Raw genomic sequence first — 20,482 nt, 5'->3', positions numbered from 1 at the left:
TCGACCTCGAGCGGTCTTGGCTGTGTTCATGGGATGGCCTCGAGTGGATTCGAATAAGCTTCAAACCCACATTAGGCATGATCTGATCTTATATCCAGTGTTTTTTGGGTGCACCTCAGGTGCTACACGTAACAGGACGGAATGGGACTGAAATAGTTGGTTTTGCTGGTCGAGAAGGGAGAATTTTTGTTGCAGTAAGTTGGCGACAGCCAAAGTGATACACGGCTGAACTTTCAGCCCAGTCATTCATCCTGCAATGAAGGTTGGGAAATTGCCGTGGAGTGGCGGGACTTCCTCAACTTGAGGAACACCCCCCAATGGGGGGAAGTTGAGCGATCCAACCCCCGTTGGGGGCTGGACCTGACCTCCCATTTCGGTATGGCAGGTGTCGCGACACGTTTTGCGAATTATGAAAACGTGTCGCGTACTCGATGCGCTCAGTTTTGAGCACATCTTCCCCCAGCGGGGTAATACCCCGGATATGAGGGGGTTCGAACTACCGAGAAATCCTCGGTAGTTCGCGGACAGGGCAAAGTGAGAAAATCCCACATCTGTATGAATGGCCCAAAAGTGAGCCAGTCATTTCGTAAAGCGAGTCTCTAGCACCTGGCCAGACGCTTCATCGATTCGGCAACTGAAGCCAGCAAAGTTCCCAACCCACAGCGGCTCCTCGTTCGTCACGCCGGTATAGGCATCCACGATCCCCATTCCGATGTCTTGCGCGCGCCATAGAAGGTTTCCGGATCGGTCATAGCAAAAGAGGTTTCGAGCAGGAACATCCTTCTCAAAGGCCATCCAGTCGAATGTCACCATCATTCGCTCCTCTATCAGCACTGCTTCAAGGACCGCGTACTCACCCTCAAAGCTTATTCCATCGCCGAAAATGCGTTTACCGCTGACATTGAGTCGCATCCGGCTTTTCCCCCTCTCTTATAACTTGATGCGGTTCACTCACGTCTACCTTGGCCTGATTGCCCTGTTCTAACCTGCTGTCAGGTATTTGTCCAATGATGCTTCGGGCACGGCGATATCTGAATGTTTTGAAGCCTACAGGGTGTATCCAGAGATGCTACCCTCGTCGGATACACGCTTTTGATGGAATATAAATGAAAAACAAGGGAGGTTGGTTATGAGCGAGCATCCGTCTCAAGAATGGTTCGAGATGGCAGAAGTACGCCGACGGCGTCTATCTGCATCGGTTTGGATTCCGCTTAGACGTAGTGAAACAGTAGTTATTCAAGGTGAAAAGAACACCATCGGTTTGCGGGAAGAAGTGGACTGCGTTGGGAGTGTAGCGGTTGCTCTTGAGCATCGTGCGATAGGCGAACGATTAAGTTGGAGCGATATTGGGCTGATTAAAAATCCAGGCCCGAGCGCCTACAAGAACTTACCGTATAAGCCGGCGGATGTTCATTGGTTTAATGATGATCAGCCCATCGGTGTCGATTTGGTCCTTGTGCACTCACTTAATGGTAACCATGAGCGCGAGTGGTTTATTAACCAGGACTTGATAATGGCGTTACGCCTGCTTAAGGAGGGTGATGTCTGGCTTGCTGTTGACGAGGGGTATGAAGAAGTCATTCGCCGACGTCGAGATGCAGGAGGCAATGTAGTTTCAATCGATATTAAGTCCGAATACTTACGTGATTATTTGTGCGCTAGAGGCATGGCTCTAAGGATCTCTCAATATCGTCAGCGGATGGCTTTACTCGACGATCCCTCTTATCTATCTTGGCCAGAAAATGGGCTTCTTGTCGAAGATGACAAGGGACGCTTTAGTAGCCGGGTGTTTGGAGTCGATTCCCGAGGCTGGATGACGGGGGGGAGCGTAGCCTTAATGCAAGTTTGGCGAACTGACGTTGATGAAGGCGAGGATGTTCCTATTTTTGATGGCGAGAGTGACGAAAATACGGAGTATAAATCGTCGACTTACACACGACCGGATACGCCCTACGCATATCGTACAGAGGGCGAATTGTGGCGAGAGGACTGGATTGAGCCAGCGGATCGCAGTACGAGAATCAGAGACGACGATCCGGTTGAAGATTTAGCATATGTAGTTGATGCAAGCGGCGAGCGCCTCCCTGCTTCGGCACTGGATAATGAGGATGTCGGCAGATGGTTGTGGTTTAAACCTCAAGTTATCGAAGCGTTGCTAGGTTTTCGAGGCAGTTCCCTAAGTTGGTATTCTAAAAATACTGGAGGGGTGAAATGTTCTCCAGATTACGATACGCATTTTGGTATCAATGCTGGTGGTTATATTAATGTGTATGCTTACGATATCGCGAAGCTACCACAGTGGCAGCAACGTGTGTGGTATGGGCACAACGCGGCACCAGATGGGCCGGTCTCCGCTGAATTGATGTCTGCTCAAATGGGAAAAGGGCCTGCTGATACTATAGCGCCTGAAGCCAGATTTGCAGAGCTTCTTGAAGAGTTAGATGTAACTTTCGTTAAAGGATTTGGATCTCCACTGTTCCGCCCCCATGACGTCCAGCAAGATGTGCTTTCTAGAGTTCATAGATTTAGATCGCTTGCTCCATCGGGGATTTTATCTCTGGCAAAGGACGTGGCGCGTTTAACGGCGGATTCATTCGATATTCCATTCTTGCGTAGTGTTCTAAAGCTTGGTCCAAAGGAAACATTAGGATCTATCAAGCTACTGCAGGCCGTGCTAAGTAAGGCAATTAATGATGAGGCTGAAGCCAGAAAAATTTTAGGTCCGCTGGTAGGCGTCTATGATTTGCGTCTGGGAGATGCTCATTTGCCTTCAAGCAAAATTGATGACGCTTACGCATTGGTCGGAATTGATCGATCAGCGTCTGCAATAGATCAAGCTGTTGGCTTGCTCGATAAGGTCTGTGTAACATTTGAGGCGATAAATTTAGGCATTCAAAGTGCAAAGGAAGGGCAATAGTTTTGCGCCGTTAAGCTGGGAGGTAGGAAGGCTCATTTATAGAGCCTTCTTTCATCCCTCAATTCTGGCACTAGCTGGTATGACACGTTTCGGTCATTAGGTCTCATGAGTCCGGTCCGTCTCACTCCGTTACGCCAGATTGAATGCTCCTGATCGGAAAATTTAATGAATAGTAGTCATAATATTCACTGCTCGCGCCCGTAATCTTTAGAACAATTCTGTGAAGAGTTAGCTTTAGTAATTTAGTATCTTTTATGAGAGAGATGTAATCCCCGTCTACTAACTCGTTGCCGTGAGCAGCATCGTTGCGCCGTTGCCATGCGTTAACTTCCGCGTCTCCCATGCTCAAATTTATATGCTCAAAGAATCGCTGAGATCTGACTTTTAGAGATATGGTATTCCCATTGCTAATCTTGTCATGAAAAACTTTTCTGATTTCGGGTGTTAAGTCGCAATCCTTAATGGCCTCGAATATAGCTGTTTTTAGGGTGTGGTATTCGCGCTTGGGAATAATGAGATTATTGAATTTGGCGCCCTCTCCATCGATATATTTTTTTTGAATCGTTTCGATGATTGCGCCAAAATATGCCGCAGCCATGTGTGCTGGTGCTGTCACGGCGTGCCAATAAACCCAATTGAGGGAGCTCAGACTGTAATTGTTGTAATTAGCAAAAAAAGAGGTCGCTACTTTTTCAAGTTTTCCCTTGTCGAGCATATTGCTTCCCACTGGCGTGGAGATTGGTGCTGGAGGCATAACAGCAACGTTATAGGCCCTACCATCCATAGAGTAGGCGTTTATTGCCTTGAAACTGAGCAGCTCCTGCTTTTCGCTATATTTTGCGCACCCCAAATAAACGATGGGGAATCCAAGTGCAAAGGACAAGCTATCTCGAATTCTCTTCCTGGTCTCCTCATCTGGATCTCCTATATAAAGGATATACCCCGGCTTAACATTTTCTCTTCCGGTTTCAGGCTTAGTGGAGCCTAGTATCGCCCGAAATCCTCCGATGTTGAGATCCAAGCAATTTCTTGAACCGCTTTCATCCGTGGAGGTGGTCGTCAGAGTGACCGCTTCATCGCCGTACCCGAAGGTACGGGTTGATATCTCCTGCATTGAGTCTTTTGCGATGTCTGGCCAGATATAATATCCCTTATCAATATTAGCCACCCAATCAAAAATGTAGCTCACAGTACCGGTTCGAGATGTTACGGTCTCAAAATTATGCAGCGAACAGGTCTGAGTTGTTTCATGCGTACCGTGCTGGTGATTTGAATGGCTCTTCGTATTCCTAATATCTACACCATAAGCGCGAGCTGTTGCCCCTCCTGGACTAATAAATTCCACCGCATCTTCATTCATGCGCACCGTGCCAGGCGGATATTCTTGTTCTCTATTTTTCAGGTGCTGCGCTGATTTTGTCTCCATAAAAAGGCGAAGGTTATGGTCTCTCCAGATTTTTACGCTGCGAATCGGAGCCAAGAGCTTCCCTGGATCGGATATTCTGAAAAAGTTCTTTTCTACATACGACTCTAAGCGTTCCCATTCCCAGAACAGCATAAGAACCTTCCTAAATTTTCGACAGTGACCAAAAGATAGCTCGAATCGTGATCATGGTGTGAACGGATGTGCTCAAAGTTGAGTACATCGAAGATGTGAACAGTTATCGACTAAACCTCGCAAATCGAGATTTTTTCCTGTGGCAGCGAGGTTTCTCAGGGGCTTTGCCTGCATTTGGCGATGTCCTCAAATCTCAGGACATCACCCGGAGCCCGTATGTCGTTCGTCAATTGCGATTACCTGCCAACCCAGCCAACACCAAAGTCCTCCCGGACTAGCCCTCCTGATCCTGCGCAGAGCTACGTCGGTCGCCGATGAATTCGAGCAGAATGCGCTGGATCAGCTCACTCGGGACGCGACCTCAGTGATCGCCGCCGACGCCGATCCGCGCCAGGTGATCAGGCAAATGCGTCTGTAACTCCAACCGGTGGTGGAAGTCTGGGTCTCCCACTATTGGTGGCGCGTCGAGGTTTCCGCCATTGGAGTAAACCTCTCCGCCTTTTACGACCTTCTCGCGAAAGTGTCGGCAAACCCGACAGATAACAGCAAAGCGGGAATTCCCACTTTCAGATCTCTAATCCAGATGTGAGCAAAAGTCCGCGCATCTCTGGGGGTGTAATTTTTTTGCACCCTTCCTCTTGCGTGACTGCTAACGATGATTCATTATTGGTCTATCGTGACTGCTAACGGAGGTTGTTGTGAAGAAAGAGGAATCGAAAGGCCCGCTATCTGCGGCCGATCGCCAGAGGATCTACAAAGAGCGTCAGCGCGAAGCTGGTTTTAGGCAAACAACCGTATGGATTCACGGTGAAACAGAGGAGGAGGGCAGGCAGGCAGCCCGGGATGGCAAGCCACTCAAGCCGATGGGAACGAAAGACCCAATGAGCTGGGCGGCAGGATGGATCAGCGAGAAGGGTAAGCAGTAACAGTTGAAATGGTGGCTCAAATCTGAGCCATCAGAGAAGAAGTGCCAGGCCGCTGCGTCAACAGCGGCCTGGCGATCACACGACGACTCTTGAAGGTGAACGTCATGCAATTTAAACAGAATACCATCCAAATTTTGGATGCGCACGGGCAGGTCATCACCACCATGGAGCTGCCGGCCAACATCAAGCTGACGCAGTTGGCGCCACTGAAGATCCTCGGCGACATCAGTGTGAAGGTTCTGCCAGGCGCCGCGCCATTCCGCGGAATCTGTGTAGGGGGTGTGCAATGAGCCAGCCAGCCGCCCGCATCGCCGACGAAGCCCTTGAGCTTCTGCGCGCCACGCACGAACGCATCAGCAATATGCGGGTGCTTTTCAACGCGATCGGCAAGGATTTGAAGCACGGCAAGTCACACGACATCGAAGAGCTGGCCAGCCTCGGCAGCTTCCTTGGCTACGACTGGGCGAATTACGTCGACAGCGAAGTCGAGCAGATGCAGAAGTCGCTCGACGCGGTGGAGGTGGCCCAATGAGCGCCTCTATTCGATCACGGGACGACCTGAGCTTCACCCAGCGCGATGATGTCGGACGCCTCGTAAACTGGCCTCGGAACAATCCCGGCGTTGCGGCCGATTGGCAGAAGGGTATCGACTTCTTCGAGTGCGAAGTGCGCGACCTAGCGACCCTTGACGAAACTGAAGCGTTCGACGCGATCCGGTTCGCCCTGTCCGGGATGGGAGGACGTTATACCTGCCTTGAACTTGGTTTTATTGAGCGCGTAGCCCTGGCGGCGATGGTCGGGATTCGCGCGCTGCGTGATGGTGCTCAGCCATTCAGCCCCGCGGAGACCGACTGAGTAACTACGAAACTTTCGTTGTATCGACGGCACTACCCTGCAAAGGGGTGGTGCCTTTTTGCTGTGGGAGCGAGTCGAGTTAGATCGTCAACTACCGGCCTTTTCCTTTCTCGACCTGGTAGATCAGATCCTTCCGTACCTCTTCCGCACATGGGCGACACATCCCGATCTGCGTCCATGGCAGGAACTCGACAACGAGAAAAGTGAAGCCTCCAGCTCGCTTACATTTGCCTGCATAACCGTGCTGGCAGCTGACCTGTTTGATGGCGTGCAAGGTCATTCAATAACCCCCATGGTGGTGTAATTATATAAGACTGGGATTTTTTCCCGTTGGCCTGATCGCTACAGGCCCCGATTTCATTGGGGGGGCACTGGGAAAAAATCCCAGTGGTTGATCAGCGAGAAATCTTGACCGGACAGAACCGGACAATTGCCACCCTAACCACTGGGAAAAATTCCCAGTACTTTCCGGAAAAAATCCCACCGGCAATTTCGAAATCAAACGAACTTGAAGCGGGGCGGGCCCGGGCGAAGTTCGAGGTTCTTGCCGGGGCAATCGTCTATCGCGGCCCAGGTGATCGCATACAGTGCCGGCTGGTGTTTCCCATCCTTTGCGAAAGGACCGTGCTCCCTCGTTTTCACGATCAGGCCCGCGGCTATCAGCTCTTCGAGCGCAGACCTCAGCGTTTTGTCATCCATGCTCCGTCCGCTCGACAACATCGCGACAGTGCAGGCGAGGTCGCCGTTGTTTTTGCCGTTGTAGTTCCTGGCCAGCTTGATCAGCACCACTACTGCTTTGGGCGATAGGTTGTCGAAGGCGTCACTGATCAACAGTCGATAGGGTAGGGCAAGCACTCGACCGCCGCCAAAGTCGACCTTGTAGGACTTTTTTCTGGCCATTCAAATGCTCACAGGCAGGCGCAAGGGGGTATCCTCAATATTGAGGAGACCTCCATGCGAACTCTGATTTACGACGCTTCGCGCATGAGAATGTACTTGGCGACCCGGTGCGGAGGTCGACCGGGCTCAGTCGATTGGTGCGTCCAGTAGGTGCGGATTTCGTGCCCCTTTTTCCTGAGGCGCCGAATGGTGCTCGGTGGCTGAACAATGTCGAGCATTTGAGCCGCTTCGACTGAGGAGATTGGGCCGTTTCTTAGCGCCTCGATCATCTTGCGGTCTTGCTCGGTGGAAGAGTGGCGTGTCATAGTTTGCCCTTCATATTGGTGCTATCCAGTGTGTTTTCGCCCAGGCGGTGTTCCCGCACCGCCTTGGCAATTTCTCGCGCATTCCTGCGCAGTTTCTCCCTGATCATTTGTCGCTCGGCTCGTCGACGAAGCGACTTAGAACAAGCCAAAGGACGGCAGACTTCTCCTCCTCCCAGCGCTTGCACAGTCGTTCGTATTCGGTGGTAGTGGTACTCACTCCTTGCATAGCCTGGAACGTGTCGCAGGCGGACTGAAGCATCAGCTGCTCCTTATCGGTAAATTCCAAGATCATCGCGCACCGTCCTTCGCGGCACGCTCAACCCACGCCTTGAGCTCTGTCATCAGGATCAACCGACGGCGGCCGATTTTGAACGCCTTCAGGTCGCCCGAGGCGATCAGCTCATAAACACCAGAGCGCGAATACCCGACAATTCGCGCCGCATCTTCGACGCTCACCGATAGCGGGCTTATCTGATTTGCTTGTTCCATGGGGCATCTCCAAATCCTCTGCCGACAGGGCAAGGTGCAACAAAATAATATTGCTGTAAGTATTGCACGTCAACTGCAATCACTGGCTGATTGTGATCGCGTGGACTTCGGCGGACGCAAAAGGTAGGATTCGTTTCAGGCGTAAATTTTGTGGGTGAAGCGGAATGGCGAAAAATAAGCCGAGTCAAGGAGCACGTAAGACAGAGACGTTGACGTTGCGCCTTGATCCAAAGGTTAAGCTGATGATCGAGTTGATATCACGCATCCGTCGTCAATCCATCACTGGGGTGGTGGAGGCTGCGATTGAGGAGATAGCTTTCGACCTAGATGCGCCGTTTGTTTCTGGCGGCGAAGCACATCCCATGTCGCTGCTTAGTGCCGTAAGCGAGATTTGGTCAACAGACGAAAGTGAGCGATTTATCCAGCTGTGTCATTACCTGCCTTCACTGATCACTTATGAAGAGCAGCGCCTATGGGAAACCATTAAAGCGTCGAAATTCTTTCTTACTCCTGGCACGGGGGATAACGCCCAATATTGGGAAGTGCCGGGCGTGGGGCGAATCGATCGGCAGAATCTTCGGCACTGGTGGCAGGAACTGCTGAATCATGTCGAGGACAACAAAGAGAGTAGAACTATTGTCCCCTACGAACCGCCGTTCTAAATGAGCTCCACTGCCGCTGCTTTGCTGTCAGGAGCAAGGTGGGCATAGCGAAGTGTCATCTTGAGGTCGGCGTGCCCCAGCAGGTCCCGGATCGTGTTGAGTGGCACGCCCTTCATGGCCAGTTTCGACGCGAAGGTGTGGCGCAGATCGTGCCAGCGGAAACCGCTTACGCCGGCTGCCTTCAGGACGCCATCCCAAGACTTTTTGACGTTATCCATGACGCCGCCGGTTTTGCTGGGAAAGACCCTTTCGCCGCTTGATTGATCCTTCCATGCCTTCACCACCGCGAGAGCCTCTTTATTCAGCGGAATGTGCCTCGTCTGGTCGGACTTCGCCCCCTCGCCGGCGACGGTCAGTGTCTTTTGCTGCAGGTCGATGTCGGCCCAGGTCAAATTGAAGAGCTCACCGCGACGAAGGCCGGTGTTTATGCTGACGATGGTCATGGGTTTCAGGTGATCGGCGAACGCCCTCTCTCTCAAGTCTGGCAGCGCTTCCTTTCTCCGCTCGGCGCGCCATTTGTTTGCGCTGTCACGCTCGGCCCTGATTCGCTCTTCTCGATCATCCAGCGCCTGGCGCAAGCGCTGTTCCTCCTCCGCTGACAGGAATCGAACCCGCCCCCGTGTGTCGAGCCTCATCGGCTTGAGCTTCGTCATCGGGTGCTGCTCAAGCATCCCCCACTCGACAGCCTTGGAAATGGCTCCGCGCAGGGCGGCCAGTTTCCTATTTGCCGTGGCATCCTTCAGACCGGCCGCGAGCCACTTCACCCGCATCGCTTCCAGATCGTGCTGCGTTATCTCCGACAGAGCTTTCCCCATCAGCGCGGCGAAACTGTACTCTATGGCGTGCCGCGTCTTCTGGTGGGCCTTGTGGTGGGTTTCCAGCCACGGGTAATAGCTGTCCTCCAGATATGACTGGAGCGTGTGCACAGCCCGGCGACTGCTCTTGCCGGTGATCAGCGGGGCGCCGTGGGCGTGCGCTTCTGCAAGCCAGCGCGCGGCCTCGGTCCGGGCCTGATCGAGAGTCATCATCCCAACGCGGCCCAGGGTGGCGGCCTTGTTTCTGCCCCAGCTCACCATGTAGCTGGCGTGACCACTGGGCAGCACCCGGATCGACAGGCCAGGCTGAGCGGTGTCGTGTATGCGAAATTGCTTTTCCTGAGGCTGAATGCCCGAGAGGGTTTTGGCGGTGATCTTGGTTTTCATACCGGAGCTTCCGTGACAGCAGGATGACAGCAAAAACGACTATACGGGTCTGTTTCGGCGGACTCAACCAGACGTTTGATCCCTGTCGATGCTGGGCCTGGCCCATATTCATTGGGCCAAAAAACGCACTCGTAACGCGAAGGTCGCAGGTTCGATTCCTGTCTCGGGCACCAACTCCTTATTTCACCTTGCGACTCAAATCCTCAACGGTGCGTTTGAGCTGGTCCATCGCCCGATCCTGATCGTTGATCTTCTGCTTCAGGTTTGAAATCTCGCTGCTGTTCGAGTTGGAGCTCGAGCCACTGTTGCGCTTGAGGTCTTCGACCTGACGGCCAAGTGTGTCCAATTCACGATCCTGCTCTTTGACTTTGTTCTTCAGCTCATCGATTTCCTTGCTGCTGGCACTGCTACTCGAACCGCTGTTGCGTTTGAGCTCTTCTATCTGGCGCGACTGATCATTGACGGTGTCGCGCATCTTTTTCAGTTCATCGATGCTGATGTCGCTTCTGATGACGACCTCTTTGCCGTAATCATTGTGAATCAGAGAAACCTTGTCGCCATAGGAGGGGCTGCTGGTGCTCAGTTCAACGGCCATTGCACTGGCCGGCAGAGCCAGTGCAGCCATTAAAGTGGTGACGGAGACAATGGAGGAAATCTTCGAAAAGCTGCGCATCACTGGTTTTCCTTGTGAACAGCGGAGAGGGTGCCGAAGTGGCACATCGCTATGACTCGAAATCCACCGTTATGTTCCGCAGGTCAACTTTTTGTGGGAGAGATGTAAAGAGCCGTGTAATTCGTCATGCAAACGTCCTATATTCGGTGCCTGCATGAGCATCGCCCAGCAGTTTTCAGATGATCCCGAATGGTTCCGAAGGCCGGACAAACCGCGTCAGAGAGATCCTTGATGATCCAGATCCATCCTCCATTCTTATGATCAGCGAGAACGCCATGACCGAATTAACTCAAGAGCAACGTCACGAACAAGCGCTGGAGAAATACAAACTCGACGTGCCCCAATTGATGGACGAGATCAAGGGCTTGAGTCCCGACGATCAGAAAGACGAGATTCAGTGGGCGTTCGAGGATGAAGCCGAAGCCCAGGGCCTGCAGCCGTGGGAGCTGACACTCAAGTACACGAGCACGCCAGAAGCGTTCGAAGCTCAACGTCTTGTCCTGCACAAAGAAGCAGCCGAAGTGCTGGGCGTAGAGTGGCAAGAGTATTGCGAGATGAACAATCTGGTGGTCTGAAACAAAAACGCCAGCCTCAACCGGGCTGGCGTTTTTTATCGCGTGAAGGTCTTAGAGACTCAGTCGCATCGACAGATCCACCGCTTTGACATCCTTGGTCATCGCGCCAATCGAGATGTAATCGACCCCGGTCTCGGCGATCGGCAGCAGCGTGCTTTCGTTGATGCCGCCGCTGGCTTCCAGTTTTGCCTTGCCGCCGTTCAGGCGCACGGCTTCGCGCATGTCGTCCAGGCTCAGTTCGTCGAGCATGATGATGTCCGCGCCGGCCGCCAGTGCTTCTTTGAGCTCATCCAGACTTTCCACTTCGATTTCCACCGGTTTGCCCGGGGCGATCTTGTGCGCGGCGGCAATGGCTTGCGCGATGCCGCCGCTGGCAGCGATGTGGTTTTCCTTGATCAGAAACGCGTCGTACAAACCGATGCGGTGGTTATGGCAACCGCCGCAGGTCACTGCGTATTTCTGCGCCAGGCGCAGGCCCGGCAGGGTCTTGCGGGTGTCGAGCAGCTTGACCTGAGTGTCGGTCACGAAGTCCGCCAGGTATTGCGCATGCGTTGCCACGCCAGAGAGCAGTTGCAGAAAATTCAGAGCACTGCGTTCGCCGGTCAGCAGCGAACGGGCCGGGCCTTCCAGATGAAACAGCGGCTGATTGGGTTTCACCCGCTCGCCATCAGTCACCTGCCAATGCACGGCCACCCGTGGATCGAGTTGGCGAAATACTGCATCGACCCACGCGGTGCCGCAGATGACGGCCGCGTCCCGGGTAATGATGGTGGCTTTGGCCAGGCGTTCGGCCGGGATCAGTTGCGCGGTGATGTCGCCGCTGCCGATGTCTTCGAGCAACGCACGGCGCACGTTGGCTTCGATTTCGGCGGTCAAATCGGCGAGACGTAGATTCGGCATAACGGGCTCCACAAACAAAGTGGGTCGATTATAGGGGCATGGCACGAACCAACCCAAGGCGAGAACTCGCGTGCTGGTCTGCATTCGGTCGATTTTATGTGAGCAAACCCGGCGAACGCGCGGTCATTGCAAGGTAGGCGGACATAGGGGAAACCCTGACGCCTCTGGCGCTGGAGACATCTTTTGCAAGATAATCCGCCTTGCATTTGACGTCATAGCTTTGACATCTCCTGCGCTCGAGGTTTCTGCTCAAAGAAGAATCACCGTTCCAGGAGGCTTGGATGCACAACGACGGGAAAGTAGTGCCTTTGCACAAGGCCGCTACCGATCAGGCGAATCACTCGCCGCTCGCCCGCCTGCCTGTGATTCTGCTTCAGGTTCGCGACAAGGCTGCCCAGCAACTTCGCCAAGGTTTGCAGGAGCTGTTCGATAACGCCGATGACACCTTGTTTGAAATGGCCGACCGCGCACGCAACGACGTCGAGCAGAATATCTTTTTTGAAGCCATGCGCGACCTGCGCCTCAAGCGCAAGAATATCGAGCGCGGCTTTCTCGAGCAGTTCTTCGAAGCCTTTGTCGGCCTCACTCAATACGATTCCACGCACAGCACGCTACCGCACTCTCTGATTTACGAAGACCTGGCGCCGCGCACCGATGACATGGAGCGCAATGTGGCGGTGGAAACCATGGTCGGTCGAGTGCTAAAACGCGATGGCTTCGCGCTCGATCAGTTGAGCACACGGTTCAACGCGCTGCTCGGCAACACCCTTGACGATCAAACCAACCCGCTCGGCCCGGCGCTGCTCTGCGAGTATTTCCTGCAAGCCGGACGTAACCTCGGCGTGGAGATCAAGGTCAAGTTGATCCTGCTTAAACTGTTCGAGCGCTACGTGCTGGCTGGCACGGAACAGCTTTATGCCGAAGCCAATCAACTGCTCAGCGCCACGGGTGTGTTGCCGGACCTGAAACCGGCACCGGCGCGGCGAGCTAGCGATCGTGCGGCGGCCACGGTGGACAGCGAAGAAAGCCAGGACCCGCCGCCCGCGGACGACAGCGTGCAGGAAGTCTTCGCCGCGCTGCAGGCGTTGTTGTTGCATGTGCGCGGCAGTGTCGCGCCGACCCTGGAACCCAGCGCTTGCGCCCAGCCGATCAGCACCCGCGACCTGCTGCGCCTGCTCTCACACTTGCAGCAATACGTGCCGGCGTTGGCTGCGCAGGACGATTTCGATCTGCGCAATCAGCTCGAACAGTTGCTGACGCGGGTCAGTGTCAAAAGTGGCAAATCGCGGGTTGTCGGCGGCGCAGACGAAGACGTGATCAACCTGATTGCCATGGTGTTCGACTGCATTCTCGATGACCGCAATCTGCCTGACTTCCTCAAGGCCTTGATCGCCCGCTTGCAAATCCCGATGCTCAAGGTGGCGGTGCTGGATAAGAGTTTCTTCAGCCGCAGCAGCCATCCGGCGCGGCGTTTGCTCAACGAAATCGCCGACGCGGCGATGGGCTGGGGCAATTGTGACGGTGATGCGCGCGACAGTTTGTATCAGCGTATCGAACAAGTGGTGCAGCGCTTGCTGACGGATTTTGTCGATGATCCGGCGATTTTTTCCGAGTTGCTGGCCGACTTCCTGGCTTTCACTGGCGATGAACGTCGTCGCAGCGAGTTGCTTGAGCAGCGATTGCGTGATGCCGAAGAGGGCCGGGCGAAAACCGATCTGGCGCGGCGCCGGGTCGAGCAGGCGCTGAATCAGGCACTGTTGGGTAAAGTCCTGCCACCGTCGGTGGTGACGTTCGTGCACAACGCCTGGAGCAAAGTGCTGCTGCTGACCTGCCTCAAGCATGGCGATCAGTCCGCCGAATGGCAGGCCGATGTGCAAACCATGACGCAACTGATCTGGAGCGTGCAACGGCATGAAGACGAGCAATCGAGCCTGCGTCTGCTGGCGCTGGTACCGGGGTTGCTCAAGTCATTGCGTGATGGCCTGAACGGTTCGGCGTTCGACCCGTTTGCCACCAGCGAATTTTTCAGTGAGCTCGAAGCCTTGCATGTTCGCGTGCTGGAGCGTTCCGCAGAGGCGGATGAGGCCACGGCGATGATCAAGGTGTCGCAACAGATCGTCTTGCAAACCGCTGATGAGGACGGCATGGCGCTGGTTCGTTTGCCTTGCGATGACGCCGGGCTGCGTCAGGTCGCTCAACTGCGTCTGGGCAGTTGGGTGGCGTTCGAGGAAGATGAGGAACATACCCTGCGCTGCAAACTCGCGGCGATCATCGAAGCCACCGGCAAGTATGTGTTTGTCGACCGCACCGGGATGAAAGTGCTGGAGCGCAGCCGTATCGGCCTGGCCCTTGAGTTCCGTCGTGGTGCGGTACGCGCATTGGACGACACCTTGTTGTTCGACCGGGCGCTGGAGTCGGTGCTGGGCAATCTGAGGCGACTCAATCGCGCCAAGTGATCGCGCGCCGGGGGCCGATCACGGCATACTGGGCGCCAACACAGTCGGCGTTGAAGGAATCGGTATGCAGTTGGATCCCGCTAGCGGGTGGTGTCACGGGGTGCAGGTTTGCCCATCGCCCAACTTCAATGAACGCCCTGCGGGCGAAATTTCCCTGTTGGTGATCCACAACATCAGTCTGCCGCCTGCGCAATTCGCTACCGGCAAGGTGCAGGAATTTTTCCAGAACCGTCTGAATGTCACCGAACATCCTTACTTTGCAGGCATTGCCGACCTACGAGTCTCGGCGCATTTTCTGATCGAACGTGACGGCAAGGTCACCCAGTTTGTCTCCTGTCTTGAGCGGGCGTGGCATGCGGGCGTGTCGATTTTTGACGGACGCGAAACCTGTAACGATTTTTCCGTGGGCATCGAACTCGAAGGCACCGATGATCTGCCGTTCACCGATGCGCAATATCAGGCACTGACAAGGCTGACGCGGCAGTTGCAAACAGCATTTCCGGCGATCACCGGCGCACGCATCTGCGGACACAGCGACATTGCACCCGGGCGCAAGACCGATCCTGGCCCGGCATTCGACTGGGCGCGTTACCGCGCAGCCCTGGCACAAGAGGAAGGACAATGAGTTTTCTGGTGTTACTGCTGGCAGTCTGGGTCGAGAAGTTCTCGGCCCTGCGCCATCGGGTTCAACGCGATGGCGGATGGATCCGCGAACTGAACAAACTCGAAAGCAGCGCGCGATTGGCCAAACGGCCGTGGCTGGTGCTGACGATTCTGGTGTTGCTGCCGGTGGCCTTGCTCGGCTTGTTGCTGGTGGTGTTGGGGCCAGTAGCTTATGGCCTGCTGGCCTTGCCGGTGCATTTGCTGGTGGTGATTTACAGTCTGGGGCGCGGCGACTTGCTGGGCGGTCTCGGGCCGTTTCGCGATGCCTGGCGCCGTGAGGATCTGCAAGCGGCGGCCCATGTGGCCAAGCGTGATCTGGATATCTGCGCCGACAGTGGTGAGCAATTGCTCGATCAGGTCCAGGGCCATTTGTTGTGGCAGGCCTATCAGAGCTTCTTTGCGGTGATCTTCTGGTATTTCGTGCTCGGCCCGGTGGCTGCACTGGCCTATCGCTTGTTGGCGCTGGCCGAAGAACATGGCCAGACCCCGGCATTGGTTGAACGCGCCGCGCAACTGCGCCATGCCTTCGACTGGGTACCGGTGCGATTGTTGGCGGCGAGTTTTGCCTTGGTGGGCAACTTCGTTGCGGTCAGTCGGGTGATGCTGCATGAACTGTTGAACTGGAACATCAGTGCTGCGCAACTGATCAACAAGGTCGGATTGGCGGCGGGGGAGATCCCGCCACCTGCGGTGGGCCCTGAAGGCATCAACACCCTTGATTGCCTGTGGGAACTGCTGCTGCGTGCGGCGGTGCTGTGGTTTGCCGGGTTTGCCTTGTGGACAGTTCTGATTCACTGACTGAGGGTGCCGAGGGAGTCATTTCCCTCGGTACACCCCGCCGTTAACCTTAAGTTACAAAAACTCCCTTCGTTTTGAGCTATACAGAGATGGCGCTCGATAGTGGCTATCTGCTTTCGCCCCGCGCCTGCCAATAAAAACAAGAAAAACCAAGGGAGACTTCCAGTGAAGAGCTTGCTCTATCCCGCCGTCTCGCTGATGAACCGTCTGAGCTTCGGTATGAAGTTCAGCCTGATCAGCGTGCTGTTTCTGGTGCCGATGCTGGTGACCAATTTCTATCTGGTACGCGATTCCTATCGTGAGTTTCAGGGCACCCGAGTCGAATTGCAGAGCCTCGACCTGCTGGGCAGCAGCCTGGCCTTGCGCCGGGATCTGGAGACCCTCAACAATCTGGTGCAAATCAACGTCACCCTCGGCCAGTCCGGTAAGACGAGTAACGTCGAGTCGCAGATCACCGCCCTCGAACAGACGGTATTGGCTCGCCTGCAAGGGTTGACGGCGATGAGCGACGATCCTGAGCAGATCAAAGTATTCGACGGCAAGCGCGATGAAATGCTTGCTGCATTCAAAGCCCAGCAAGCGGAACGCTCGCTGCAAAGCAAAAGCGCCCTGATCGGAAAGCTCTTGGCCAGTGCGCAGATTTTCAGCCAGATCATCAGCAGTCAGGCCGGGTTGAGCCGCGACAACCAAGGCGATATCCGTCAGCTCAGCGAACTGGTGACCCTGATCACTCCGACCGTCACGCAGACCCTTGGCGACGGTCGGGCCATGGGCTCGTATTCGCTGGGCCAGGGTTTTCTCAACAGTTCGTCGAGCACCCGTTTTGACGAGTTGCTGGTGCAGATCGAAAAGCTCCAGGCCGAGTACGGTTTGAAATTGAAGGATGCCCTCGGCTCCAGCAACGTGGCGCGTGAAACCCTCAGCGCTCAGGCCGACAGCAGCAAGGCGTCGCTCAAAGAGGCCAGCGAGTTGTTCGAAGAGCAAGTGGTGATGGCCGACACCCTGGATGCCCCGTGGCAGGCGTTTTACGACCAGGTCACCGTTCTGATGGACAAAACCTACCAGCTCAACGAAGCGACGTTGAAATTCCTCGACACCCAATTGCAGCAGCGCCTCGTGCAAAACCGCACGCACATGGTCTTGCAGGCTGTGGCGTTGTCGGTGGTGTTCGTGCTGATCTTCTATCTCTACGGCGGCTTCTACGCTTCGACCCGCACCACGCTCAAGCGCCTTGGCGCGATGATGGACAAGGTGGCGGCAGGCGACATGACGGTTAATTTCAAGGCCAATAGCCGCGATGAACTGGGCGAATTGGGCGAGGTGTTCAACGGCACGGTGAAGAAGATTCATGACTTGATCGAGCGCGTCGGCCAAACCGTTGGCGAAGTCGAGCGTCAGGCCGGGCAAGTGGAGGATGTCTCTGCACAAAGCAATCAAGCTGTCGCCGGGCAACGCTCGCAGATCGAGCAAGTGGCGACCGCGATGAACCAGATGTCGGCCACCTCGCTGGAGGTGGCGCGCAGTGCAGCAGCAGCGGTGAGCAGCGCCCACAGCGTGAATGAAGAGACGGTCAGTGGGCGCGGCCTGGTTGAGTCGCAGCAGGGCAGCATTGCTGCACTGGCCAGCGAAATCGACCAGTCGGTGCAGGTGATCAACCAATTGGCCAGCGACAGCCAATCGATCAGTCGCGTGCTGGAAGTGATCAAAAGCATTGCAGAACAGACCAACCTGTTGGCGCTCAACGCCGCAATCGAAGCGGCCCGGGCCGGGGAACAGGGGCGAGGTTTTGCGGTGGTGGCGGACGAAGTTCGCACGCTGGCCAAGCGCACGCAGCAATCGACTGAAGAAATCGAGCAGATGATCGGCAAGCTTCACGGCGGCGTCGGTGCAGCCGTCAAAGCCATGGGTGTCAGTCATCAGATGGCCAACGGCACGGTCGGGCAGTCGGAAAAGGTCCAGCAGGCGCTGGAAAATATACTCGGCGCTGTAGGCATGATCGTCGATCAGAACCAGCAGATTGCGGCGGCAGTGGAGCAGCAGACGGCGGTGGCCCATGACATCGACCAGAACATCGTCGAGATCAACCGCGCCGGTGAGCGTACCGCGCAAGGCGCGCACCAGACCGAGAACGCCAGTCGGGCGTTGTCGGCTCAAGTCGTGGAACTCAAGCAACTGATCAGCGCGTTTCGCGTCTGATTCATGAAACACCTTGTTTCCTGTGGGCGTGGGCTGTCCGCTCCCACAGGTTCGGTTTTTTGTCTGAATGGCTTGTAGTCCTTGTTTGCCAGCCTATGTAAGACATTTCTTGTTTTTCTCCATGCTCTGGCATTTCGCCTTCGATCAACCAAGATCACTCTTCACAAGGCTGCGTGGAGAAGGCCGCTAATGACTGTTGCAACTCTGGGCATCCAGGGCCGCTGCGCCCACTGCCAGATCACCCTGGTGCTCAAGCCCTGGCAACTCAATGCCATCGCAATCAATGAACCGTTCACCTGCCAGCATTGCCAGAAAAGCCTGGAGCTGCGCTGCCCGCAACAGATCAAACGCTTCAAGTCTCTCGATTCGCTGGCGTTGTTGCGCTTCAGCGTGTCAATGACGGTGTGCATTGCGTTGCTGTTGGCGTTGGTGATGGAGTGGATAGGGCTGCTAAGCGTCACCGAGCAGTTGAATGCGTCGCTGATAACTATTTTTCTGTACTTCGTTGCCGTTCGATACGCGCGTCAGCGCCAGCATCTGACGCTGGTGCTAGAAGCCGCCAAGGCTCACGGCGACTGATTACCAGCCAAACACTTCGCAGCTGTTGGCCGTGCTGGCATTGGCCAGTTGTGGCGCACTGATGTTCATCAGTGCGGCCAGCGCCTCGCAGATCGCCGGCAAGTGCGCCGGGCTGTTGCGCTGGCCGGGAAACATGGCGGGCGGCATGTCCGGTGAGTCGGTTTCCAGCACGATCGAATCCAGCGGCAGATCCGCCAGCACCCGATGCATGCGCAACGCCTGCGGCCAGGTCGGCGCGCCGCCTAAACCGAGTTTGAAACCGAGTTTGATGTACTCGCGCGCCTCTTCACGGCTGCCGGCAAACGCGTGGATGATCCCTGCACGTTTCAATCGAAAACGCTTGAGCGTGGCAATCACCGCCGCGTGGCTGCGGCGTACATGGATCAGCGCCGGTAATTCAAAGTCCGCCGCCAGTTGCAACTGCGCCTCGAACAGCGCCTGTTGGCGTTCGCGGTCAAGGGTTTCGATGAAGTAATCCAGACCGATCTCGCCCACTGCACATAACTGTCGATGGCTGCGCAACCGCGTCAGCCAGTCGCCGAGTGTCTGTAAATCTTCGGGGCGATGCTGATCCAGATACACCGGGTGCAAACCGAACGCCGCGTACAGATCAGCATCGCTTTGCACCAGATCCCACACCCGTTGCCAGTTGCCCTCATGGACGCCCAGCACCACCATCCGCCGCACCCCGAGGGCACGGCTTTCGGCCAGCAACGCCGAGCGATCGGCGTCGAAATCGGGAAAATCCAGGTGGGTGTGGCTGTCGATCAACTCCACGGTTCAGCCCTGGTGAATACGCTGCTTGAAGGTCCGCGCAATGGCCTGCACGCCAGGCTTGTACTCCGACTGCTCGACGGCCGCCAGCGCCAGTTCCAGTGCCTTGTCGGCAATCAACTGGTGCTGTTGGGCCATGGCGTTGACCGGCAGCGGCAGGAAGTCCAGCAACTGCGTGTCGCCGAACGTGCCGAGGCGCAGCGGTCGCGACTTGAGCGGGAAGTCATGCAGCGCATCGAACACCCCCTGCAACAGCACGTAGGACGTGGTTACCAGCGCATCAGGCAAATGCCCCAGGCGTTGCAGGAGGTCTTCCATCAACTGCTTGCCGCATTCGCGACTGAACGATTCGGCGTGCTCGACCAGCACTTCGCCTTTGAAGTCGACGAGGGCCTGTTTGAAACCAGCGGCACGCTCCTGGCTGATGCTCAGCTCCGCACGGGCGCCGAGCAACACGATCTGCTTGGGCTGCGGATCGAGCAGGCTCTGGGTCAGGTGCAGGCTGGCCTCGCGGTCGTCGCTGATCACCGAGCAGAAATGCTCCGGTTCCATGACCCGGTCGATGGCGATGATCGGCAGCCCCTTGGCCTGCAACTGACGATAACTGTCGTCACCGGCCGGCAGGCAACTGGCGACGATCAACGCATCGCAGCGGCGCGCCTTGAACAGTTGCAGCAATTGGCGCTCGCTGTCCGGCGCATCGTCGGAACTGGCGATCAGCAACTGATAGCCGCGCGCCCGCGCACCTTGTTCCAGCAGTTTGGCGATTCGCGCATAACTGGGGTTTTCCAGATCCGGCAGGATAAACCCCAAGGTGCGCGTATGCCGACTGCGCAGCCCGGCCGCCTGAGGGTTGGGCGTGAAGCCGTGCTGCTCGACCACCGCACGCACACGCTCGACGGTGGCGGTGCTGATGCGTTGCTGTTCGGCCTTGCCGTTGATGACGTAGCTGGCGGTGGTCACGGACACGCCGGCCAACCGCGCGATATCACTGAGTTTCAACCCGGTATTTCCTTGTTTTTTCGAGTTTGCCGCGAGATTTTCGCCAATCCTA

22 protein-coding genes and 1 pseudogene are annotated in these 20,482 nt (G+C 55.8%); 13 read left to right on the top strand and 10 right to left on the bottom strand.

The annotated features are described in order from the left end of the window. Nucleotides 1-579: 579 nt before the first annotated feature. On the bottom strand, nucleotides 580-912 hold the full coding sequence (locus ACIOU6_RS13325) for a hypothetical protein (RefSeq protein WP_083368172.1): 333 nt from the start codon (nucleotides 910-912) through the stop codon (nucleotides 580-582). Between the two features lie 217 nt (nucleotides 913-1,129). On the opposite strand from ACIOU6_RS13325, the gene ACIOU6_RS13320 reads away from it, so the two are divergent. Then, complete coding sequence (locus tag ACIOU6_RS13320; protein WP_401136836.1) at nucleotides 1,130-2,917, top strand: hypothetical protein; 1,788 nt, start codon at nucleotides 1,130-1,132, stop codon at nucleotides 2,915-2,917. 121 nt (nucleotides 2,918-3,038) lie between these two features. On the opposite strand, the gene ACIOU6_RS13315 is transcribed toward ACIOU6_RS13320, so the two are convergent. Continuing rightward, nucleotides 3,039-4,475 carry a hypothetical protein gene (locus ACIOU6_RS13315; RefSeq protein WP_401136834.1) on the bottom strand — a complete coding sequence of 479 codons (1,437 nt, stop codon included), beginning with the start codon at nucleotides 4,473-4,475 and terminating at the stop codon, nucleotides 3,039-3,041. Nucleotides 4,476-5,173: 698 nt separating this feature from the next. Here ACIOU6_RS13315 and ACIOU6_RS13310 point away from each other — a divergent pair. From ACIOU6_RS13310 to ACIOU6_RS13295, 4 genes are all read left to right on the top strand, one after another. Beyond that, entirely contained in the window at nucleotides 5,174-5,401 is a 228-nt protein-coding gene (locus ACIOU6_RS13310) for a hypothetical protein (RefSeq protein WP_401136831.1), read from the top strand. A 104-nt stretch (nucleotides 5,402-5,505) separates the two neighbouring features. Then, on the top strand, nucleotides 5,506-5,691 hold the full coding sequence (locus tag ACIOU6_RS13305) for a hypothetical protein (RefSeq protein ID WP_401136828.1): 186 nt from the start codon (nucleotides 5,506-5,508) through the stop codon (nucleotides 5,689-5,691). Beyond that, the gene (locus ACIOU6_RS13300; protein WP_401136826.1) at nucleotides 5,688-5,933 is read left to right on the top strand and encodes a hypothetical protein; all 246 of its coding nucleotides are present in this window, start codon (nucleotides 5,688-5,690) and stop codon (nucleotides 5,931-5,933) included. The genes ACIOU6_RS13305 and ACIOU6_RS13300 overlap by 4 nt, the downstream gene beginning before the upstream one ends. Continuing rightward, complete coding sequence (locus ACIOU6_RS13295) at nucleotides 5,930-6,256, top strand: hypothetical protein (protein WP_401136824.1); 327 nt, start codon at nucleotides 5,930-5,932, stop codon at nucleotides 6,254-6,256. Before ACIOU6_RS13300 ends, ACIOU6_RS13295 begins: the two co-directional genes overlap by 4 nt. Nucleotides 6,257-6,754: 498 nt before the next feature. Here the strand turns inward: ACIOU6_RS13295 and ACIOU6_RS13290 are convergent, their stop codons facing one another. The 3 genes from ACIOU6_RS13290 to ACIOU6_RS13280 form a co-directional block, all read right to left on the bottom strand. Next, entirely contained in the window at nucleotides 6,755-7,156 is a 402-nt protein-coding gene (locus ACIOU6_RS13290; RefSeq protein ID WP_401136821.1) for a hypothetical protein, read from the bottom strand. Nucleotides 7,157-7,224: 68 nt separating this feature from the next. Beyond that, nucleotides 7,225-7,461, bottom strand: a complete 237-nt coding sequence (locus ACIOU6_RS13285) for a helix-turn-helix domain-containing protein (RefSeq protein ID WP_401136818.1) — start codon at nucleotides 7,459-7,461, stop codon at nucleotides 7,225-7,227. 288 nt (nucleotides 7,462-7,749) lie between these two features. Next, nucleotides 7,750-7,950, bottom strand: a complete 201-nt coding sequence (locus tag ACIOU6_RS13280) for a helix-turn-helix domain-containing protein (RefSeq protein ID WP_085730386.1) — start codon at nucleotides 7,948-7,950, stop codon at nucleotides 7,750-7,752. A gap of 242 nt (nucleotides 7,951-8,192) precedes the next feature. On the opposite strand from ACIOU6_RS13280, the gene ACIOU6_RS13275 reads away from it, so the two are divergent. Next, nucleotides 8,193-8,612: a hypothetical protein gene (locus tag ACIOU6_RS13275; RefSeq protein ID WP_175553458.1), complete on the top strand. Its 420-nt coding sequence runs from the start codon at nucleotides 8,193-8,195 to the stop codon at nucleotides 8,610-8,612. Here ACIOU6_RS13275 and ACIOU6_RS13270 read toward each other — a convergent pair. Continuing rightward, nucleotides 8,609-9,814, bottom strand: coding sequence for a tyrosine-type recombinase/integrase (locus ACIOU6_RS13270; protein ID WP_401136816.1), 1,206 nt, complete (start codon nucleotides 9,812-9,814; stop codon nucleotides 8,609-8,611). The two genes, ACIOU6_RS13275 and ACIOU6_RS13270, sit on opposite strands and share 4 nt — an antisense overlap. A gap of 178 nt (nucleotides 9,815-9,992) precedes the next feature. Beyond that, a complete protein-coding gene (locus tag ACIOU6_RS13265) occupies nucleotides 9,993-10,487 on the bottom strand; it encodes a hypothetical protein (RefSeq protein ID WP_401136813.1) in 495 nt (164 codons plus the stop codon). A 275-nt stretch (nucleotides 10,488-10,762) separates the two neighbouring features. On the opposite strand from ACIOU6_RS13265, the gene ACIOU6_RS13260 reads away from it, so the two are divergent. Beyond that, nucleotides 10,763-11,062 (top strand): DUF6388 family protein, encoded by a 300-nt coding sequence (locus ACIOU6_RS13260; RefSeq protein WP_401136811.1) that lies wholly within the window; start codon nucleotides 10,763-10,765, stop codon nucleotides 11,060-11,062. Between the two features lie 51 nt (nucleotides 11,063-11,113). Here the strand turns inward: ACIOU6_RS13260 and nadC are convergent, their stop codons facing one another. Then, nucleotides 11,114-11,962, bottom strand: a complete 849-nt coding sequence (nadC, locus tag ACIOU6_RS13255) for a carboxylating nicotinate-nucleotide diphosphorylase (protein ID WP_221730619.1) — start codon at nucleotides 11,960-11,962, stop codon at nucleotides 11,114-11,116. 281 nt (nucleotides 11,963-12,243) lie between these two features. Between nadC and ACIOU6_RS13250 the strand changes: the two genes are divergently transcribed. The 6 genes and pseudogenes from ACIOU6_RS13250 (at nucleotide 12,244) to ACIOU6_RS13225 (ending at nucleotide 18,654) form a co-directional block, all read left to right on the top strand. Beyond that, nucleotides 12,244-14,418: a DUF1631 domain-containing protein gene (locus tag ACIOU6_RS13250; protein WP_221730620.1), complete on the top strand. Its 2,175-nt coding sequence runs from the start codon at nucleotides 12,244-12,246 to the stop codon at nucleotides 14,416-14,418. Between the two features lie 64 nt (nucleotides 14,419-14,482). Then, a complete protein-coding gene (gene ampD, locus ACIOU6_RS13245) occupies nucleotides 14,483-15,043 on the top strand; it encodes a 1,6-anhydro-N-acetylmuramyl-L-alanine amidase AmpD (RefSeq protein WP_401136807.1) in 561 nt (186 codons plus the stop codon). After that, a complete protein-coding gene (gene ampE, locus ACIOU6_RS13240) occupies nucleotides 15,040-15,879 on the top strand; it encodes a regulatory signaling modulator protein AmpE (RefSeq protein ID WP_221730622.1) in 840 nt (279 codons plus the stop codon). The genes ampD and ampE overlap by 4 nt, the downstream gene beginning before the upstream one ends. Before the next feature lie 198 nt (nucleotides 15,880-16,077). After that, nucleotides 16,078-17,169 (top strand): annotated as a pseudogene (locus tag ACIOU6_RS13235) (methyl-accepting chemotaxis protein); the annotation flags it as partial. Beyond that, nucleotides 17,146-18,075, top strand: a complete 930-nt coding sequence (locus ACIOU6_RS13230; protein ID WP_401136876.1) for a methyl-accepting chemotaxis protein — start codon at nucleotides 17,146-17,148, stop codon at nucleotides 18,073-18,075. The pseudogene ACIOU6_RS13235 and the gene ACIOU6_RS13230, both read left to right, overlap by 24 nt. Nucleotides 18,076-18,264: 189 nt before the next feature. Further along, nucleotides 18,265-18,654: a hypothetical protein gene (locus tag ACIOU6_RS13225; protein WP_401136804.1), complete on the top strand. Its 390-nt coding sequence runs from the start codon at nucleotides 18,265-18,267 to the stop codon at nucleotides 18,652-18,654. Here the strand turns inward: ACIOU6_RS13225 and ACIOU6_RS13220 are convergent, their stop codons facing one another. Then, a complete protein-coding gene (locus tag ACIOU6_RS13220) occupies nucleotides 18,655-19,431 on the bottom strand; it encodes a TatD family hydrolase (RefSeq protein WP_221730625.1) in 777 nt (258 codons plus the stop codon). Between the two features lie 3 nt (nucleotides 19,432-19,434). Next, nucleotides 19,435-20,430 carry a catabolite repressor/activator gene (cra, locus tag ACIOU6_RS13215; protein WP_221730626.1) on the bottom strand — a complete coding sequence of 332 codons (996 nt, stop codon included), beginning with the start codon at nucleotides 20,428-20,430 and terminating at the stop codon, nucleotides 19,435-19,437. Nucleotides 20,431-20,482 lie beyond the last annotated feature (52 nt).

Source organism: Pseudomonas sp. NPDC087615 (assembly GCF_044743445.1).
GTDB classification, from domain to species: Bacteria; Pseudomonadota; Gammaproteobacteria; order Pseudomonadales; family Pseudomonadaceae; genus Aquipseudomonas; species Aquipseudomonas baetica_A.
This window is presented reverse-complemented; position numbering and strand designations above follow the sequence as displayed.

Excerpts from the sequence above, each read along its gene's own strand:
- ACIOU6_RS13320 (WP_401136836.1), top strand. The coding sequence starts at position 1,130 with ATGAGCGAGCATCCGTCTCAAGAATGGTTCGAGATGGCAGAAGTACGC.
- ACIOU6_RS13290 (WP_401136821.1), bottom strand. The coding sequence starts at position 7,156 with ATGGCCAGAAAAAAGTCCTACAAGGTCGACTTTGGCGGCGGTCGAGTG.
- ACIOU6_RS13295 (WP_401136824.1), top strand. The coding sequence starts at position 5,930 with ATGAGCGCCTCTATTCGATCACGGGACGACCTGAGCTTCACCCAGCGC.
- ACIOU6_RS13225 (WP_401136804.1), top strand. The coding sequence starts at position 18,265 with ATGACTGTTGCAACTCTGGGCATCCAGGGCCGCTGCGCCCACTGCCAG.
- ACIOU6_RS13285 (WP_401136818.1), bottom strand. The coding sequence starts at position 7,461 with ATGACACGCCACTCTTCCACCGAGCAAGACCGCAAGATGATCGAGGCG.
- nadC (WP_221730619.1), bottom strand. The coding sequence starts at position 11,962 with ATGCCGAATCTACGTCTCGCCGATTTGACCGCCGAAATCGAAGCCAAC.
- ampD (WP_401136807.1), top strand. The coding sequence starts at position 14,483 with ATGCAGTTGGATCCCGCTAGCGGGTGGTGTCACGGGGTGCAGGTTTGC.
- ACIOU6_RS13275 (WP_175553458.1), top strand. The coding sequence starts at position 8,193 with ATGATCGAGTTGATATCACGCATCCGTCGTCAATCCATCACTGGGGTG.
- ACIOU6_RS13270 (WP_401136816.1), bottom strand. The coding sequence starts at position 9,814 with ATGAAAACCAAGATCACCGCCAAAACCCTCTCGGGCATTCAGCCTCAG.
- ACIOU6_RS13260 (WP_401136811.1), top strand. The coding sequence starts at position 10,763 with ATGACCGAATTAACTCAAGAGCAACGTCACGAACAAGCGCTGGAGAAA.
- ACIOU6_RS13230 (WP_401136876.1), top strand. The coding sequence starts at position 17,146 with ATGACGGTTAATTTCAAGGCCAATAGCCGCGATGAACTGGGCGAATTG.
- ACIOU6_RS13265 (WP_401136813.1), bottom strand. The coding sequence starts at position 10,487 with ATGCGCAGCTTTTCGAAGATTTCCTCCATTGTCTCCGTCACCACTTTA.
- ACIOU6_RS13315 (WP_401136834.1), bottom strand. The coding sequence starts at position 4,475 with ATGCTGTTCTGGGAATGGGAACGCTTAGAGTCGTATGTAGAAAAGAAC.
- ampE (WP_221730622.1), top strand. The coding sequence starts at position 15,040 with ATGAGTTTTCTGGTGTTACTGCTGGCAGTCTGGGTCGAGAAGTTCTCG.
- ACIOU6_RS13250 (WP_221730620.1), top strand. The coding sequence starts at position 12,244 with ATGCACAACGACGGGAAAGTAGTGCCTTTGCACAAGGCCGCTACCGAT.
- ACIOU6_RS13325 (WP_083368172.1), bottom strand. The coding sequence starts at position 912 with ATGCGACTCAATGTCAGCGGTAAACGCATTTTCGGCGATGGAATAAGC.
- ACIOU6_RS13280 (WP_085730386.1), bottom strand. The coding sequence starts at position 7,950 with ATGGAACAAGCAAATCAGATAAGCCCGCTATCGGTGAGCGTCGAAGAT.
- ACIOU6_RS13305 (WP_401136828.1), top strand. The coding sequence starts at position 5,506 with ATGCAATTTAAACAGAATACCATCCAAATTTTGGATGCGCACGGGCAG.
- ACIOU6_RS13300 (WP_401136826.1), top strand. The coding sequence starts at position 5,688 with ATGAGCCAGCCAGCCGCCCGCATCGCCGACGAAGCCCTTGAGCTTCTG.